Annotated in this window: 11 protein-coding genes; 3 read left to right on the top strand and 8 right to left on the bottom strand. The window is 72.5% G+C overall.

All coding sequences use genetic code 11. The annotated features are described in order from the left end of the window. Window positions 1-27: 27 nt before the first annotated feature. The 4 genes from BL253_RS16160 to BL253_RS16145 all read right to left on the bottom strand — a co-directional run bounded on the left by BL253_RS16160 (window position 28) and on the right by BL253_RS16145 (window position 5,912). On the bottom strand, window positions 28-1,311 hold the full coding sequence (locus BL253_RS16160; RefSeq protein ID WP_076817778.1) for an ATP-binding protein: 1,284 nt from the start codon (window positions 1,309-1,311) through the stop codon (window positions 28-30). Window positions 1,312-1,818: 507 nt separating this feature from the next. Beyond that, a complete protein-coding gene (locus BL253_RS16155; protein ID WP_076817774.1) occupies window positions 1,819-3,441 on the bottom strand; it encodes a succinic semialdehyde dehydrogenase in 1,623 nt (540 codons plus the stop codon). A gap of 186 nt (window positions 3,442-3,627) precedes the next feature. After that, window positions 3,628-4,404 (bottom strand): GDSL-type esterase/lipase family protein, encoded by a 777-nt coding sequence (locus tag BL253_RS16150; protein ID WP_076817773.1) that lies wholly within the window; start codon window positions 4,402-4,404, stop codon window positions 3,628-3,630. Next, window positions 4,401-5,912, bottom strand: coding sequence for an MFS transporter (locus BL253_RS16145; RefSeq protein WP_076817771.1), 1,512 nt, complete (start codon window positions 5,910-5,912; stop codon window positions 4,401-4,403). The genes BL253_RS16150 and BL253_RS16145 overlap by 4 nt, the downstream gene beginning before the upstream one ends. Window positions 5,913-5,979: 67 nt before the next feature. On the opposite strand from BL253_RS16145, the gene BL253_RS16140 reads away from it, so the two are divergent. Then, window positions 5,980-6,597, top strand: coding sequence for a TetR/AcrR family transcriptional regulator (locus tag BL253_RS16140; protein ID WP_076817769.1), 618 nt, complete (start codon window positions 5,980-5,982; stop codon window positions 6,595-6,597). A gap of 164 nt (window positions 6,598-6,761) precedes the next feature. On the opposite strand, the gene BL253_RS16135 is transcribed toward BL253_RS16140, so the two are convergent. The 4 genes from BL253_RS16135 to BL253_RS16115 all read right to left on the bottom strand — a co-directional run bounded on the left by BL253_RS16135 (window position 6,762) and on the right by BL253_RS16115 (window position 11,861). After that, window positions 6,762-8,153: an NAD(P)(+) transhydrogenase (Re/Si-specific) subunit beta gene (locus BL253_RS16135; protein ID WP_076817768.1), complete on the bottom strand. Its 1,392-nt coding sequence runs from the start codon at window positions 8,151-8,153 to the stop codon at window positions 6,762-6,764. Continuing rightward, a complete protein-coding gene (locus tag BL253_RS16130) occupies window positions 8,150-8,575 on the bottom strand; it encodes an NAD(P) transhydrogenase subunit alpha part 2 (RefSeq protein WP_076817767.1) in 426 nt (141 codons plus the stop codon). Before BL253_RS16130 ends, BL253_RS16135 begins: the two co-directional genes overlap by 4 nt. Before the next feature lie 5 nt (window positions 8,576-8,580). Beyond that, window positions 8,581-9,873: an NAD(P) transhydrogenase subunit alpha gene (locus BL253_RS16125; RefSeq protein ID WP_241834842.1), complete on the bottom strand. Its 1,293-nt coding sequence runs from the start codon at window positions 9,871-9,873 to the stop codon at window positions 8,581-8,583. A 1,265-nt stretch (window positions 9,874-11,138) separates the two neighbouring features. Further along, the gene (locus BL253_RS16115) at window positions 11,139-11,861 is read right to left on the bottom strand and encodes an SACE_7040 family transcriptional regulator (protein WP_198946281.1); all 723 of its coding nucleotides are present in this window, start codon (window positions 11,859-11,861) and stop codon (window positions 11,139-11,141) included. 279 nt (window positions 11,862-12,140) lie between these two features. Here BL253_RS16115 and BL253_RS16110 point away from each other — a divergent pair, with 279 nt between their 5' ends. Together BL253_RS16110 and BL253_RS16105 are read left to right on the top strand one after the other, a co-directional pair. Next, complete coding sequence (locus tag BL253_RS16110; RefSeq protein ID WP_198946280.1) at window positions 12,141-13,040, top strand: SMP-30/gluconolactonase/LRE family protein; 900 nt, start codon at window positions 12,141-12,143, stop codon at window positions 13,038-13,040. 268 nt (window positions 13,041-13,308) lie between these two features. Beyond that, window positions 13,309-16,050, top strand: coding sequence for an ATP-binding protein (locus BL253_RS16105; protein ID WP_096336018.1), 2,742 nt, complete (start codon window positions 13,309-13,311; stop codon window positions 16,048-16,050). Window positions 16,051-16,061 lie beyond the last annotated feature (11 nt).

Genomic DNA, 16,061 nt, shown 5'->3' with positions numbered 1-16,061 from the left:
GGTTAGGCCAGAGGCCGGTATGGGGGTCTATGACGATGACGGGGACGGTGGGGTAGTCCAGAGAGTGGAGATCGGTACTGCTCGCATGCGCGGACCGAATCGGAGCACCTCGGCGCCCGCGTAAAGGACGTAGCCGGCGTGAAAGTGCTCATCTCCTAGCCGTTCATAGAGGTGACGCAATCCACGAAAGTCCTCCGCGCGTACAGTCTCGGCCGCTTTCACCTCGATGCCCACGATCTCTCCGGACGAGCGTTCCAGCACCGCGTCTACCTCGTGACGGTCTTGGTCCCGGTAGTGAAACATGGAGACTGGTTCTTCGGACCAGGTCAGCTGCCGGGCCAGTTCGCCGAGCGCAAAATTTTCGATCAGCGGTCCGATGGCGGCCGCCGGATGAGAAGCCTGGCGAATCGTCATTCCCGTCAGATGGCCGGCGAGGCCAGAGTCCACGAATATGACCTTGGGCTTGTGGKTGACCCTGGCTGTGAGGTTTCTTGACCAGGCTGGGATTCTWCGGACAACGTAGACGAGCTCAAGCGCGTCGATGTATCGCCGAACGGTTGTGACCGGCACTTCCAGGTCGCTGCTGAGGCGGTGGGGAACAAGTATGCCGCTCATCACCGCGRCCAGAGCATGGACGAGTCTGCGCAGTTCCGCGATCTTCTCGATCTCGGAGACCTGGCGGATATCTCGAACGACGAGATCATCTATATATGCTTCAAAGAAGCGCGAGCGCCRCCGGGGGTCAACTCGTCGAACGGCCCCGGGAAACCCTCCCTGCAGCGCGCGCTCAATATAGTCCCGGCGGCGTAGTGGGCTGCGTGCCAGAACTGGCTCGGTCTCGGTGAAGACCCTGTCCACGAACCCGTCAGGCTGCCCGTTGATCTCGCCCTGAGAGAGTGGCCACAGCTCGATGGTCTCGGATCTCCCGGGGAGGATGTCCGGAATGCTCCGCATCGCCCATAGCTGAGCGGATCCGGTGAGCAGGAAGCGGCCTGGCCGGGGATTCCGATCGACTTCACGCTTGATCGGAAGTAGTAGTCTCGGCATGCGCTGGATCTCGTCGATCATGATGAGACCGTCGTGGCTGACGAAGCCGGTGGGATCATATTCCGCGGCGGTTCGGGTGGCCTCGTCGTCCAGGTAAAGGGCCAGYGTGTTGTCGCGAGCGCCAACCGTGATCTCGGCAAGGGTGCTCTTGCCGACCTGGCGCGCGCCGCTGATGACGACTACCCGTGTGTCGGCGAGTGCCTCCGATACGCGTTCGGCGGCGCGCCGAGGGAAGAGGTCAAGGCTCAGCTGCTCGGACATCATCCCGACCTCCGTTGGCTCTGCGGGCCGATGTTGGTTCTGGACCCGGTCCCGGTCGGTTCGCGGCCATGGTCACGGTCAGTTTACAGGCATGATCGTGGTTGGTTCACGACCATGGTCACGGTCAGTTTACGGCCATGGTCACGGTCGTTTTGAGGGCATGATCCCGGTCGGTTTGTGGCCATGATCATGTTCGATCCGCGGAGGCGGTCACGGTCGAGGCGCCGACCATGGTTCCGCGGAACCATGGTCGGCCGGGCGGAGCCCGCGCCGGGCTCCCATGGGCTGCGGTCGGTGACAGCCCACCCGCGTACGAACGGGGCTACTCGACAGCGGAACGACCACGTGGGTGTGGCGGACTGTGCGTGGTCATGCGGGCAGATGGATCGTGGAGGGCGCGGCGGACTGACCGTGATCATGTTGGCAGACTGGCCGTCGATCATGTGGTGGCCGCRCCGACGCGGTCCGGACACCGACCACGATCCCGACAGCTGGCGCGATGCGCCGGCCCTACCGGATGTGGAGGCGCTTCAGGGCGGTGAGGGTGTGGGTGAGGACGGTGGCGTAGCGGTCGGGGCCGAGGAAGGCGGGCGGGTCGAAACCGAGGAGGTGCTGGCTGGCGACGGTCTGGGGTTCGGTGAGCTTGAGCAGGCCCTCGTCGCCGTGGCGCCGGCCGAGACCGGAGGCCTTCATGCCGCCCATGGGCGCTCCCTGCGAMCCGTAGGCCGACGCGTAGCCCTCGTTGATGTTGACCGTGCCGGCGTCGATGCGTGCCGCGACCGCGCGGGCATGACCGGTGTCCCGGCTCCACACGCAGGCGTTCAGGCCGTACTCGGTGTCGTTGGCCGCGGCGACCGCGGCCTCGTCGCCGTCCACCGGGTAGATCGCCACGACGGGCCCGAACGTCTCGTCGCGGTAGAGAGACATGTCGGGGGTGACGTCGGTGAGCACGGTCGGCTCGTAGAACAGCGGGCCCAGGTCGGGGCGCTGCCTGCCGCCGGCGAGCACCGTCGCTCCCCGGGAGACCGCGTCGTCGACGTGCGCGCGGACGGCGTCGAGCTGGCGCTGGTAGGTGAGCGAGCCCACGTCGGTCGTGCGGTCGAGGGTGGCGCCGAGCCGGAGCCGGCCGACCGCGCCCACGAACGCCCGCACGAACGCGTCGTGCACGGAACGGTCGACGTAGATCCGCTCGATGGAGACGCACAGCTGACCGGCGTTGTTGAAGCAGGCCCGGATGGCGCCTCTGGCCGCCTTGTCGACGTCGGCGTCGGCGAGCACGACCATCGGGTTCTTGCCGCCCAGCTCGAGGGAGCACCCGATCAGCCGCTGGCCGGCGCGCGCGGCGATCGTCCGGCCGGCGGTGGTCGACCCGGTGAACGCGACGAAGTCCGCGCCGTCGATCAGCGGGTCGCCGATGGTGTCCCGGTCACCCAGCACCACCTGCCACAGCGCGGACGGCAGGCCGGCCTCGATCGCCAGCTCGCGTAGCCAGAGCGCGGACAACGCCGTCTGCGTGTCCGGCTTCTGCACGACCGCGTTGCCCGCCACCAGGGCCGGCAGGACGTCGTCGGACAGCGCGAGCGGGTAGTTCCACGGGGTGATCACGCAGACGACGCCCTTCGGCCGGCGTGACTCGACGGCCCGCGTCAACACGGGGAACGCGCCGGGCCGGCGGCGCGGCGCGAGCAGCCGGGGCGCTCTGCGGCTGAAGTGCTGCGCGCAGGCGGCGACCTCGAGCACCTCCTCGAACGCGTGCCCACGGGCCTTGCCGGTCTCCCACTGCAGGATGTCGAGCGCCTCGTCCCGCCGACGCAGCACCAGGTCGTGCAGCAGGGCGAGGACGGTGGACCGGTCGCGGACCGGTGTGGCGGCCCATGAGGCCTGCGCCGCCCGCGCTGAGGCGTAGGCGGCCTGGACGTCATCGGCCGTCGACTGCGGCAACGAGACCAGCGGCTCGCCGGTGAACGGGGCCGTGACCGTCGTCGGCTCGCCCGTGGCGGTCACGCCCGCGACCAGCCGCGCCAGCAGCGCCGCGTCGAGCCGGCGCGTAAGCCCGGTGGCCGCGGCGGCGGGGGGCGTGGCCGCGGGGGGCGAGGCGGCGGGGGAGGCGCCTACGGGCGTCGTCGCGGTCATCGCGTTCCTCCTGGCACGGACTGCGGGCAGCCAAGGGCGTGGCCCGGCGGGCCGGGCCTTCGATCGGTAGGCCCAATTTTGTCCCTGAGCCGCGCCGGCCGTAGCTCTGCCGAACGGTAACCACGCTACGCCGGCCCCGTCACCCGGATCCGGGATCAGCGCGCTCGCGGGCCAGCACGGCCGGGCTCACTGACGATCCACCCGCTGCCCGGCGTCGGGGTCCCCCAGACGGGCCGCGAGCGTTCGGATGATCGCGGCCGACGCGATGGCGTGGCCGGCCGCGTTGGCGTGCACGCGGTCGCTGGCGAAGATCGCCGGGTCGGCCGCGCGCGGATGGTGATGGGTGTCGACGTGCAGGCCCCCGACCTGGGCCGCGACGGCGGCGGTGATCACGTCGAGCCGGTCGAGCCGGCTGGCCATCGTCGCCCCGGTCCGTGGCGAGACCAGCCCCGAGCGGGCGAGGTCGAACAGGCCGATGGTCACCACCAGCACACCCCGGTCGGCGAGCGGGAGGGCGATGTCCAGCAGCTCGCGCCAGGCCCGGTCGGGGTCGTAGTCGGGGCGGAGCGTGTCATTGCCGCCGGCGGCGATCAGCGCGAGGTCCGGCTCGAACCGCAGCGCCGCGGGCAGCTGGCCGTCGCGGACGTCGGTGAGACAGGCCCACGGCACGCCGAGGTTGAGATAGTCGAGGTTGAGATAGTCCAGATGGCGGGCGTCACCGGGTTCGCCTGACCGGTGAGGCCGGTCCCGCGGTGCCTTTCTCCCGTCGGCGAGCGCCGCCGCGAGCCGGTCGGCGAAGCACAGGTCCCGGTAGCCGGCGCGGGGTTCGCGCACCCCGGCGGCGATGCTGTCGCCCAGCACCACCAGCCGCCGCCACGGCGCGGCGCGCAGCAGGGCGGCCTCCTCGGCGGGGGTCAGACAGTCGGGATCCGTCCGCTCCAGGGTGTCGTCAAGGACGGTCACCGGCCGGCCTCCTGGGTGGGCCGGCTCGGGCGACGCGACGGGCGCAGCAGGAGGCCGACGACGGCGACCGCGCCGCACAGCGCCGTCATCATCCAGTAGACGTCCCGGAAAGCGCCGATGCCGTCGCCAGGCTGGCCGTCGAGCAGGAGCGCGGTCGCGGCCACCCCGACCGCCCCGCCGACCTGGCGCGCCGCGATGTTCAGGCCGACCGCCGCCGCGAACCGCCGGGGCTCCACCGCCAGGGCCGCGGCGCTGGACACCCCGACGCTGACCGCGCCGATGCCGACGCCGAGGCCCAGCCCGGCCGGCAGCCAGACGGTGAGGAAGCGCGGGTCGGCGGGAAGCCAGATCGCGAGCACCAGTGAGGTCACGGTGATCAGGGTGCCGCCGCCGACGACCAGCACCCAGGGCGCCGGTTGCCGCCGGGACCGGCCGATCGAGACACCGACGAGCGCGGCCCAGCCGGCCGTCGGCGTCATCGCGAGGCCGGCGGTGAGCACCGAGTACTGCCAGGCTTCCACGAGGAACAGCACGCCGAGCAGCAGCGACGCGTACAGCGCGGCGCCGAACAGCGCGGAGATCACGTTGGCGAGCGCGTAGCCCGGGCTGCGCCACAGGTCGACCTCGATGGCCGGGGCCGGATGGTGGGCCGACCGGCCGACGGCCGCGGCCATGCCCAGGACGCCCCCCAGCAGGAACCCCAGCGTCGCCGGGCTCGCCCAGCCCCACCGCTCCGCCTCGGTCAGGCCGAGGACGACGGCACCGATGCCGCCGGCGAGCAGGACGGTGGCCAGGGCGTCAGGCGCGCGGCGCCGCGCGGTGTCGGCCCCGGTTGGCGCGGTCGCGGGCTGGTAGCGGACGGCGCGTTCGATCAACCACAACCCGATCGGCAGGTTGACGCAGAACAGCACCCGCCAGCTGGCGACGTCCACGAGAATTCCGCCGACCGCCGGGCCGGCGACCGCCGCGAGCCCCGCCGAGGCGCTCCACAGGCCGATGGCGGCGGCGCGGCGGTCGGGCGGAGTGTCGGCGAGCACGATCGCGAACGACGCGGGGATCAGCAGCGCCGCGCCGACTCCCTGCGCGGCGCGGGCGGCGAGGAGGACCCAGAACAGCGGCGCGACCACCGCCAGCAGCGAGGCGGCCGTGAACAGGGCCGCGCCGGCGACGAACAGCCGGCGGCGGCCGAACAGGTCGGCAAGCCGTCCGGAGGGCGCGAGGAGCGCGGCGAACGGCAGCGCGTAAAGCGTCACCACCCAGGACACCGAGGTCACGCCGACCTCGAAGTCGCGGGCGAGGTCGGGGACCGCCAGGTTGGTGATCGTCGCGTCCAGGAAGGCCAGGAACGAACCACCACAGGCGAGCACCATCGCGGTTCGGGCCGAGCGGGCTGGCGCCGCCGCGGACGGTGGCGCCGTCGCGGACGGCGTCGGCCCGTCCGGGGCTGGCGACTGGCCCGGGGCCGGGCTGGCCGGTGGGGCGGCGGAGGACAGGGGCTGGGAGCTCATGACGCCGAAATTTAGCGTCCGAACGTTCGTACTTCAAGAGCGAACGGTCGATCGGTATGCTGACCCGGTGACCGGCCGCCGCTCCGTCGCCGACGCGCTCGACACACGCGTGGCGATCCTGCGGCGCGCCGCCGACATCGCGTCGGTCGAAGGACTCGAGGGACTCACGATCGGGCGGCTCGCGGCCGACCTGGAGATGAGCAAGTCGGGCGTGATCGGCCACTTCGGCACCAAGGAGCAGCTCCAGCTCGCCACCCTCGACCACGCGGCGGATCTCTTTCGCCAACGAGTCTGGGAACCGGTGCGCCACCTGCGGCCGGGCCTGGAACGTCTGCTCGGGATCTGCGCCTCGTGGACCCGCTACGCCGAGGCACCCGGGTTCGCCGGCGGCTGCTTCATAGCCGAGACCAGTTTCGAGTGGGACGGCCGGATCGGTCCGGTGCACGACGCCCTGGTCGTCGTCACCGGCCGCTGGCGCCGCACCCTCGCCGCGGAGATCAGGACTGCCATCGCGGCCGGCGAGCTCGCCGCCGACCTCGACCCCGACCAGGCCGTCTTCGGCCTGGAGGCGCTGGCCGCCGGCATCAACCCGGCCCGGCAGCTCCACGGCGAGACCCAGGCGCCGACCTGGGCGCTGCGCACCATGCACGCCATCCTCGGCGTCTCGCCGGCGCCGGCGCGCTGACCCACGGAACGCGGAACACGACTCGGACCAGGTCGCGCCCGTGGGCCGCACCGTCGCCTTGATGAGACCGGCCGGGCCAGTCCAGTTTCATGTTTCATGGCTGCCGGGACCAGCCCAGTCACTCATTCCCTGGGCTGGTCCCGGTTGGAGCGAGCGTGCACGGCTCAGGCGTGCACGGATGCCTCCAGGTCACGGACGAGGCCCTCGGCGACCTTCTTGGCGTCGCCGAAGATCATGAGGGTCTTGTCCTGGTAGTAGAGCTCGTTCTCGACGCCGGCGAAGCCGGCCTTCATGCCGCGTTTGACGACCATGACGGTCCTGGCGCTTTCGACGTCGAGGATCGGCATGCCGTAGATCGGGCTGTCCTTGTTCGTCTTCGCGGCCGGGTTCGTCACGTCGTTCGCGCCGACGACGAGGGCGACGTCGGTCTGGGCGAAATCGGCGTTGATCTCGTCCATGTCGAGGATCTGGTCGTAGGGCACGTCAGCCTCGGCGAGCAGCACGTTCATGTGACCGGGCATCCGGCCGGCGACCGGGTGGATGGCGAACCGGACCTGGGCGCCGTTGCGGGTCAGCACGTCGGCCAGTTCGCGGATGCGGTGCTGGGCCTGGGCCACGGCGAGCCCGTAACCGGGCACGATGATGACCGAGCGGGCCGTCTCCAGCAGCATCGCCGCCTCCTCGGTGGAGGCGCTGCGCACCGGTCGCTCCTCCACGACGCCGGCCGCCGCGGCGGACGTGTCCGCCTGGCCGAACGCGCCGAACAGCACGTTCGTGAACGACCGGTTCATCGCCCGGCACATGATGACCGAGAGCAGGAACCCGGCCGAGCCGTCGAGCGCGCCCGCGATGATGAGCGCCTTGTTGTCCAGCGCGAAACCCATCGCGACCGAGGACAGGCCGGCGTAGGAGTTCAGCAGCGAGATGACGGTCGGCATGTCCGCGCCGCCGATCGGGATGATCAGCATGACGCCGAACGCCGCCGCCAGGACCGCGACGACCGGGAACAGGTACGTCCGCGACGGGTCGACGACCAGCCACACGCCCGCCGCCACGGCGACGACGAGCGTCAGAAGGTTCACGACGTTCTGTCCGCGGTACACCTGCGGGCGGCCGGGCAGGATCTCGTGCAGCTTGCCGAACGCCATCAGGCTGCCGGTGAAGGTGAGGAAACCGAGCAGCACCTCCAGCGTGATCGCGGCCATGGTGAAGGCCCCGATCTCGGGCTGGTGGTTGTAGTACTCGGCCGTGCCGACGAGACCGGCGGCGAGCGCGCCGAAGGCGTGCGAGAGCGCGATCCGCTGTGGCATGGCCGTCATCGGGACGAAGACCGCCATCAGCGCGCCAATGGCCGATCCGACGACGAACGCCAGGATGATCCAGCGGAAGTCGACGATCTCCTTGTTGACCAGCGTGCCGATGATCGCGAACAGCATGCCGAGCTCCGCGGCCTGCAGTCCGCGCCGCGCCGTCTTCGGCTGGGTGATGCCCTTGAGCCCGACGATGAACAGACCACCGGCGGCCAGGTAGCACAGGGGCACGATGTAGTCGTTCATCGAGCGGTCTCCTGGGCAGTCGCGGTCCCGGTCCTGGTCGTGGCCCCGGTCGTGGTGGCGGTGTCCTTGCGGAACCTGGCGCGCAGCCAGTCGGCGGCGCTGGGGCCCGCCCCGCCGGCCGGCGMGCCCTTACCGGCCGCGTCGCGGGGGCGGAACATCTTCAGCATCCGGTCGGTGATGAGGAACCCACCGACCACGTTGATCGTCGACGCCGTGACGGCGATCGTGCCGAGGAGGGTCGACACGACGCCATGGTCGGAGCCGGCGATGACCAGGCTGCCGACCAGCGAGATGCCGGCGACCGCGTTGGTCAGCGACATCAGCGGGGTGTGGAACAACGGCGGCACCCGCCGGATCACCTCGAAGCCGACGAAGCTCGCCAGCAGGAACACGTACAGGCCGCTCTCGATCGCGGGGGACATCGGGCTCACCCTCCAGCCGTGGTCGCGGTGGCGGCCGTCTCGCGGCCGCTGTCGGCGGCACCGGTATTGGTCGCCGCGCCGGCATCCGTCGCCGCGGCGATGTCCGCAGATCCGGCCTCATCGGGAGAGCCGGTGGCGTCTGTCGCCGTGGTGGTGTCGAGAGCCGCGAGGCCCAGCAGATCGCGCACCCGGGCGGAGACGACCTCGCCGCCATGGGTGATCAGCGTGTCCGCGATGATCGGGTCCGTCAGGTCGAGGCGGACCGCGTCGTCGACGAGGAGCAACCGGAGGAAGTTGACGAGGTTCTTCGCGTACAGCCGGCTGGCGTGCGCGGGCACGGTCGCCGGCAGGTTCGTCGGGGCGAGCACCGTCACCCCGCCGACGTCGACCTCCTCGTCCGGCCTCGACAGCTCGCAGTTGCCGCCCTGCGCGGCGGCGATGTCGACCACGATCGAGCCGGGCGCCATCGCCCGGACCATGTCCGCGGTCACGATCACCGGTGCGCGCCTGCCCTGCACCTGCGCGGTCGAGATCACGATGTCCTGGGCGGCGACGACCTTGCCGAGCGCCTCCCGCTGGCGGCGCAGGAAGTCCTCGCTCTGCGCGCTGGCGTAGCCGCCGGCAGTCTCGGCGCTCTCCGTCTCCAGTCCCAGGTCGACGAACGTCGCGCCGACGCTCGCGGCCTGCTCGGCGGCGGCCGCGCGCACGTCATAGGCGGAGACGACCGCCCCGATCCGCTTGCAGGTCGCGATCGCCTGCAGACCGGCCACCCCGGCGCCGATCACCAGCGCCCGCGCCGGGGGCAGCGTGCCCGCGGCCGTCGTCATCATCGGGAGGATCTTGTTCAGCCGGCCGGCGGCGAGCAGAGCCGCCTTGTAGCCCGCGAGCGTCGCCTGCGAGCTCAGCACGTCCATCGCCTGCGCCCGGGTGATACGAGGCAGCAGCTCCAGCGCGAAGCTGGTGACGCCGCGCGCGGCGAGCGCGGCCGCGGCCGCGGGCGTCCCCAACGGGTCGCCGAGGCCGATGACCACCTGCCCCGGCCGTAGCCCGCCGACGAGCTCGCCCGCCTCCGCGGCGGCCGATCCAGGGGTGCGGACGAACAGCGTGACGTCGGTGGCGAGCACGTCGGACGCGGTGCCGACGATCGCGCCGCGTTCGGCGTAGGCCGCGTCGGGGAAGCCCGCGCTCTCGCCGGCGCCGGCCTCGACGACCACGTCGTGGCCGGCCTTGCGCAGGCCGTCGATCTCCTGCGGGATGAGGGCGACCCGCCGTTCGCCCGGCGCGGTCTCGCGCGCCACACCGATCCTCATCGGGCCCGGGCTCCCGTCCGGACCGGCGACGGAGTCCCCGCCGGATCGGCGACGGGGATCCGGCAGGTCCGCGAGGCGGCGGGTTCGCCGCCGCCGCCGAGGCGGCCGGAGCTGCGACGCACCTGGCGGGTCACCCCGCGGGTGGCGACCTCGCCGAGACCGGCGGAGCGAGTGGAGAGACCGCCGAAGGGCTTGAACGTGTTTTCGGCGATGGGGGACAGGGCCTGGATACCCAGCCCACCGGCCGAGGCGCCGGTGGATGGGGGCAATGCGGTACGCCGCCGTGGTGACCCGGCGGCGCGTGGCGCCGACGGGGCCGATGTCCGGTGCATGAGGGAACCTCCAGTGGTGGTTTCGGGGATGCCGACGACGGCGCCCCGGTCCTGGGACAACGAGTGCGGGAACACGAGATCCGTTCGCGACGACGGGCATCGCGAACGGGTTGGGAAAGAAACGCTGCTGGCGGGCCGGCCACCCCCGGGGTCTCCAGGGATCCGCGGGAGCGGATCTCCGAGCGGGGAGGGTCGTCTGGGCAGGCGGTCTGTCTGGTCAGGAGTCGTCTGGTCAGGCGAGCGCGCGGGCCGGGTTCTGGGGTTTCAACCTCAGCGAACCTCCGCCAGCGAAACCTGGCCATGCCAGTGGCCGGGGTACCCGACCACTTCGGCTGCACTGCCGACAGGGGACATGACCAGTGCGTTTGATGCGTCGCGTCACCGACGAACGGCGGCACTGCCAAAGGAGGGACGCGCGGATGCCTCACCCGCGCGTCCCTCCGAACGTCGGATACGCGGTGAAATAGTTGGTACCGAGGCGGCGGTTCGTGGTCAATCACTTGTGTCTGCGCGCCGTGTGTGGTGCGTCCCGGGCGGGCTGAAATACCTGGCGCCGGATGGGCGGCGTGGCGTGCCCGTCTCGCCCGGTACTCCCGACGGCATGGCTGTTACCTGCGGGTACACGCCGAGGCGCCGCTGCGCCTTGGACTCGGCAGGGCGCGCTGGGGCGTTGTGAACGTCACAGCGGGAAGCGTGCCCGCTTTCGGGGGCGGTCCTGGCGGGTGCCTAGAGGAAGGGCCGTCGGTAAAGCTGCCGAAACAAGGGCGCGGGTCCATACGTTGCGCCGCGGACCCGAATGTGCAGCGACCAGCATTCACGGAAACAGAAGAACGGTATTAAATATCCACTCGAGGTGCCTCGGGTCCCGGACCAGGAGCGTGCGCGAGGACCGGTCTCGTCCTGGACGAGGCCGCGGCCGGCTCAGCTGGCGGCGTGCAGGGCGGCCAGGCCCAGGCGGTGCAGGAGGTTGGCCATGCGGGCGCGGCCGAGGCGGGCGGCGCCGCCCGTGGCGCTGTACGGAGTCGAGTTGAGCAGGCCGAACGTGGCGTGGACGGCGGCGCGCGCCGCGTCCTCGGCGGTCCCCGGGTCGCGTGCCCGCAGCTGGGCCACCCAGATCTCCACGTACCGGCGCTGCAGGCGGCGGACGGACCGCGCCGCCGTCTCGTCCATGCTGGCGAGGTCGCGGTCCTGGAGGCGGATCAGCTCGGGGGAACCGAGCGCGAACGACACGTGCCAGTGCACCAGCGCGTCCAACGCCTCGTCGGGGCTCGCCGCGGCCTCGGCCCTGATCGTCCCCTCGGCCAGCAGCCGCTCGCTGATGCCCACCAGCAGCTCGGTGAGGATCGCCTGCTTGCTGGGGAAGTGCTTGTAGACCGCGGGGCCGGAGACGCCGGCTGCCGCGCCGATGTCGTTGATGCTGACGCCGTGGTAGCCCCGGTCGGCCATCAGCCGCGCCGCGGCGGCCAACAACTGCTCGCGCCGTGCCCCCGGCGCGGGCGCGGGCGCAGCGGCCACGGGCGCCGCTGGCGCCGTGGTGTTCTCCGCCGCGCTCCCGGCCACGGCGCCGTCGGGGCCGTCGGGGCCACCCGGAGGGCTGTCGTCTGAGGAGGTCGCCTCGGCGCCTGTCGTGGTGCGCCCTGGCATGCAGGCAGATTACCGCTCGCGAGAGCCGTCTTGGCTCGGCTGGTTAGCAGCCCCTAACTTCCTGGGGGTTAGCCGTCGCTAACCACGGGTCCCAGGCCCGCGTCGGTGCCCTCGGCGCTGTCTCGTCCGGCCCGGCATGCCTCATGCGGCGGTATAGGAATCCTGCCCTGAAGGGGCACCTATGACCCAGAGAAGCCGGCCGTTACGGTGTGGGGTCGGATCCGTCGGTCGACGCTGGCGACGGGGCCGTCGCGCTCACGTCGACGAATGGAGATCCGGGTGACCCCCACCCCTGTTTCGGTGCTGCTCGAAGGTCGTTCGTTCCTGGAGGGACCTCGCTGGCGCGCCGGCCGGCTGTGGGTCTCCGATCTCTACCTGGGCGAGGTGCTCGCGGTCGACCCGGTCAGCGGCTCGGCCGAGGTGGTGGCCGAGGTGCCGGGCCAGCCGTCCGGCCTTGGCTGGCTGCCCGACGGCCGGATGCTCGTCGTCTCGATGCTCGACCGGCACCTGCTGCGCCAGGAGCCGACCGGTGACCTCGCCGTGCACGCCGACCTGGCCGCGTTCTGCGGCGGACATCTCAACGACCTCGTGGTCGACGAGCACGGCCGCGCGTACGCCGGGAACTTCGGTTTCGACCTGATGGCCGGCGAGACGCCCCGTCCGACCGTGCTCATGCGCGTCGACCCGGACGGCGCCACCAGCGTCGCGGCCAAGGACCTGATGTTCCCGAACGGCTCGGTCATCCTCCCCGCCGCCGGCGGCCCGCGGACGCTCGTCGTCGCCGAGACCTTCGAGAACCGGCTCACCGCCTTCGACATCGCCGAGGACGGCGCTCTGGTCAACCAGCGGGTCTGGGCCGACCTCGGCTCCGGCGCGCTGCGGGCGCCCGGCCTGCCGGCCGATGACAGGCCCGCGGCCGCGGACGGCATCTGCGCCGACGCGGAGGGTGCCATCTGGGTCGCGGACGCGTTCCACGACCGGGTGCTGCGGGTCCACGAGGGCGGCGAGGTCAGCGAGGAGGTGCGGACAGGCGTCGAGACCGCCTACGCCTGCGCGCTGGGCGGCGCCGACGGGCACACCCTGTTCATCTGCACGGCCCGCTCGTTCCTGGACGACGAGCGCCGCGCGACCCGGGAGTCCCGCGTGCTCACCTGCCGCGTCGACGTACCCGCCGCGTAGCGAGCCGCTGGCCGCGCGGCTTCGCCATGGTCGCGTGGCCTTTGGCCTGTGCCGTCTGGTGGGGCCTCCGGCCACGCGGGCTTCGCCATGGTCGCGTGGCCTTTGGCCTGTGCCGTCTGGTGGGGCCGCCCGAAAGGGCCCCCGGCCGCCGCGGCGAACGCGCCGGCACCGACGGCGCCGTGGCGGACACCCCACGCGCCCGGTAAATGCGGCATCGTAGAAAGACACGGGACTGCGCCGCTCTGCAGGCAGTGGGGGGAAACGCCGAATGCCGGCCCGCGCTCTTGACACATTTTCCGCGGTGTTCTTCCGCGGCCTGGCCGTGCTGCGCGGCCTGGTCGTGGTGTTCACCATCGTCTACGTATGGATCTGGTGGCACGACTGGTACGGCCAACATCCGGGCGGCCTGGTCGGCCCGGTGCTCGTGGTGGCCTGGAGCCTCGTCTACATCGCGATCACCGCCCGGCGGGCGCTGCCACGGGCACTGGTCCTTGTCGACGTGGCCGTCGGGATCGCCGTCGGGCTGACGGCGCCCTGGACGGTGCCCGACGCCTCGTTGGGTGACCCGAGCTCGTGGGTCTGCCTCACCGTCGTGTTCGCCGCCCTGAGCGCGGACTGCACGCTGCGCACGCGCTTCTCACTGGTGGCGATCCTGGCCCTCGCCTGCGCCCACTTCATTCCGGCCTATGACCATCGGCCGCAGTCCCTGACCTCTACCGGCCTGCTGCTGTTCRTCGGGCTCACGCTGCGCCAGGGGGTGGTCCTGCTGCTGCGGGTGGCGCTGGGCGCGGATGCCTGGCTGGACGCGGTCGGTGCCCGGTCGCGCGCCGAGCTGGTCGCCGGGGCGCGTGCGCGGTCGGCGAGGGCGAGCGAGCGCTTCCTGCACGACACGGTGCTGAACATGCTCGCCGGCATCGGACTCGGCGGTGTCGGACTCGAGGTCGCCAGCGCCAGTGGTGGCGGTGGCGTGGAGACCGGCGGCGCCGGCTCGGCCGATGGGACGCTCGCGCGGGCCAGGGCGCGCTGTGGCCGCGTCGTCGCGCAGGTGGAGCAGCTGCTCGCCAGCTCCGGCGGTGCCGCCGACGCCCCCGCCGACTCGGACGCCGAGATGGAACGCCAGGTGCGCGCGGTCGCCGAGGAGGCCGTCGACGACGGCCTGGACGTGACGGTGAGCTTCACCCGCGTCGACGACCGGCGGTGGCCGCGGCGGGCGAAACGGTCGCGCGACGTCGAGCCGGCCGAGGGCGTGGACGACCTGCTGCCCGCGGAGGTGCTGAACGCGCTCACCGCGGCGATGCGCGAGGCGTTGACCAACATCCGCCGGCACGCCGGCGTCGGCGCGGCGCGCGTCAGTGTCGTGCGCTGGCGCGACGGGGTGCGCGTCGAGATCGAGGACGACGGCGTCGGCTTCGACGCCGTCCGGTACGACCCCGCGCTCGCGCGCGACTCCGCCGCCCCTGCCGTCGATGGCGGGAACGGCGCTGACGGCGGTGAAGGCGGTGAAAGCGCAGAGGAGGCCCACCTCGGGATCAGCGGCTCGGTGCACGGCCGGATGGTCGACGTCGGCGGCTGGGCCGGGATCGTGTCCGCACCCGGGCAGGGCACCCGGGTCGAGCTGGACTGGCAGGCGGCGCGCCCCGCGGTCGTCGAGTCGGCCGACGGCGCCGACCTGCGCCGGGACTACGAGCGGGCCATCCGTCGCGCTGTCGGTATCGCCGTGCTGGCCGGCGTCGCGGTGCTCGCGCTGCCCGCGGTCGCCTTCCGCGCGCACTCCCAGCCGTCGCTGGACGTCCTCTCCCCGATCGCGCCGTACGCGTCGATCCTGCTGTGGGCGGTGGTGGCCGGGGGCGCGTTCCGGGTCGTGGCCGTCACCTGGCGACGCGCGCTGACCGGCGTCGAGGCACTGGCGACCCTTGGCTTCACCGTCGCGGTGACCCTGGCCGGCGCGGCGTTCGTCTCCGGCCCCGACGTGATCAGGATCTACAACTGGGCCGGGATACTGGCGCCGACGGTGCTGCTGCTGACGATCACCGTGTCCAGGCCGGCCCGGCAGTGGGCCGCGGCCGTGGGGGTGATGGTCGCGGTGACCCTGGCGGTCGACCTGCCCCGGATCGACGCGACTCCGCTGGAGCTGGTGCGGCTGCTGGGCACCATCTACGGGATGTCCACGATCCAGCTGCTGGTGACGACCGCCGGGCCGGTGCTGCGGGCGACCGCCGACGCGACCACACGGGCGGCGCACCTCGACGCGGAGCTGGGCGCGCACCAGGACGCGGCCGCCGTGGTGCGCCGCGACCGGGCTCGCCGGCTCGCCCGGCTCAACCGGGACGTCCTCCCGCTGCTGCGCGCCGTCGCGGACGGCTCGGCCGACCCGCGCGACGAGCAGGTCCGCCGGCTCTGCGCGAACCGGGCCAGGGCGCTGCGCCGGATGCTGTCCGGCTCCGGCGGCCGCGCCGGCCCGCTCGCCGAGCTGGAGACGGCGATCGACGCGGCCGAGGCGCGCGGCGCGACCGTCACCCTCCAGGTGGGCGGCGAGTTCGCCGACATCCCCTGCGAGGTCCGTGAGGAGCTCGTCGACCTGCTGAGCGAGACCCTGCGGGTCGCGCCGGCCGGCCTGGTGACGGTGACCCTGCTGTGCGCGGGCGGCACCGGCGAGGGCTATATCTCCTACCCCGCGGTCTCCGGCCTCACGGCGGCCATCCCCGGCGGCGCCGCCCGGAGCCGCTCCGCGGGCCCGGGGGGCCGGCTGGCCGCCGACAGCCTGGGCGCCGTCACCGGCGTGGCCGTCCTCGACGGCGAGGCGTCCTCGGGCGAGGCATCCCTGGACAGGACGGCGCCGGGCGGGGCGGCGCCGGGCGGGGCGGCGCCGGGCGGGGCGGCGCCGGGCGGGGCGGCCGCGCCGGACGGCACACCCTGGCCGTGGACGTGCGCGCTGGTCACCCAGGTCGAGCTGGACGAGGGCAACGCGATCATCGAGCTGGCCTGGCCGCCCCCGCCCCGCGCCGACTGATCCGGGGACCA

The organism is Pseudofrankia asymbiotica, assembly GCF_001983105.1.
GTDB lineage: Bacteria > Actinomycetota > Actinomycetes > Frankiales > Frankiaceae > Pseudofrankia > Pseudofrankia asymbiotica.
Note: the sequence above shows the minus strand (reverse complement) of the source record. Positions and strands in the feature narration are given on the sequence as shown.

Bases quoted from the DNA above. Each gene is read 5' to 3' on its own strand.
- BL253_RS16145 (WP_076817771.1), bottom strand. From the start codon at position 5,912: ATGAGCTCCCAGCCCCTGTCCTCCGCCGCCCCACCGGCCAGCCCGGCC.
- BL253_RS16135 (WP_076817768.1), bottom strand. From the start codon at position 8,153: ATGAACGACTACATCGTGCCCCTGTGCTACCTGGCCGCCGGTGGTCTG.
- BL253_RS16115 (WP_198946281.1), bottom strand. From the start codon at position 11,861: ATGCCAGGGCGCACCACGACAGGCGCCGAGGCGACCTCCTCAGACGAC.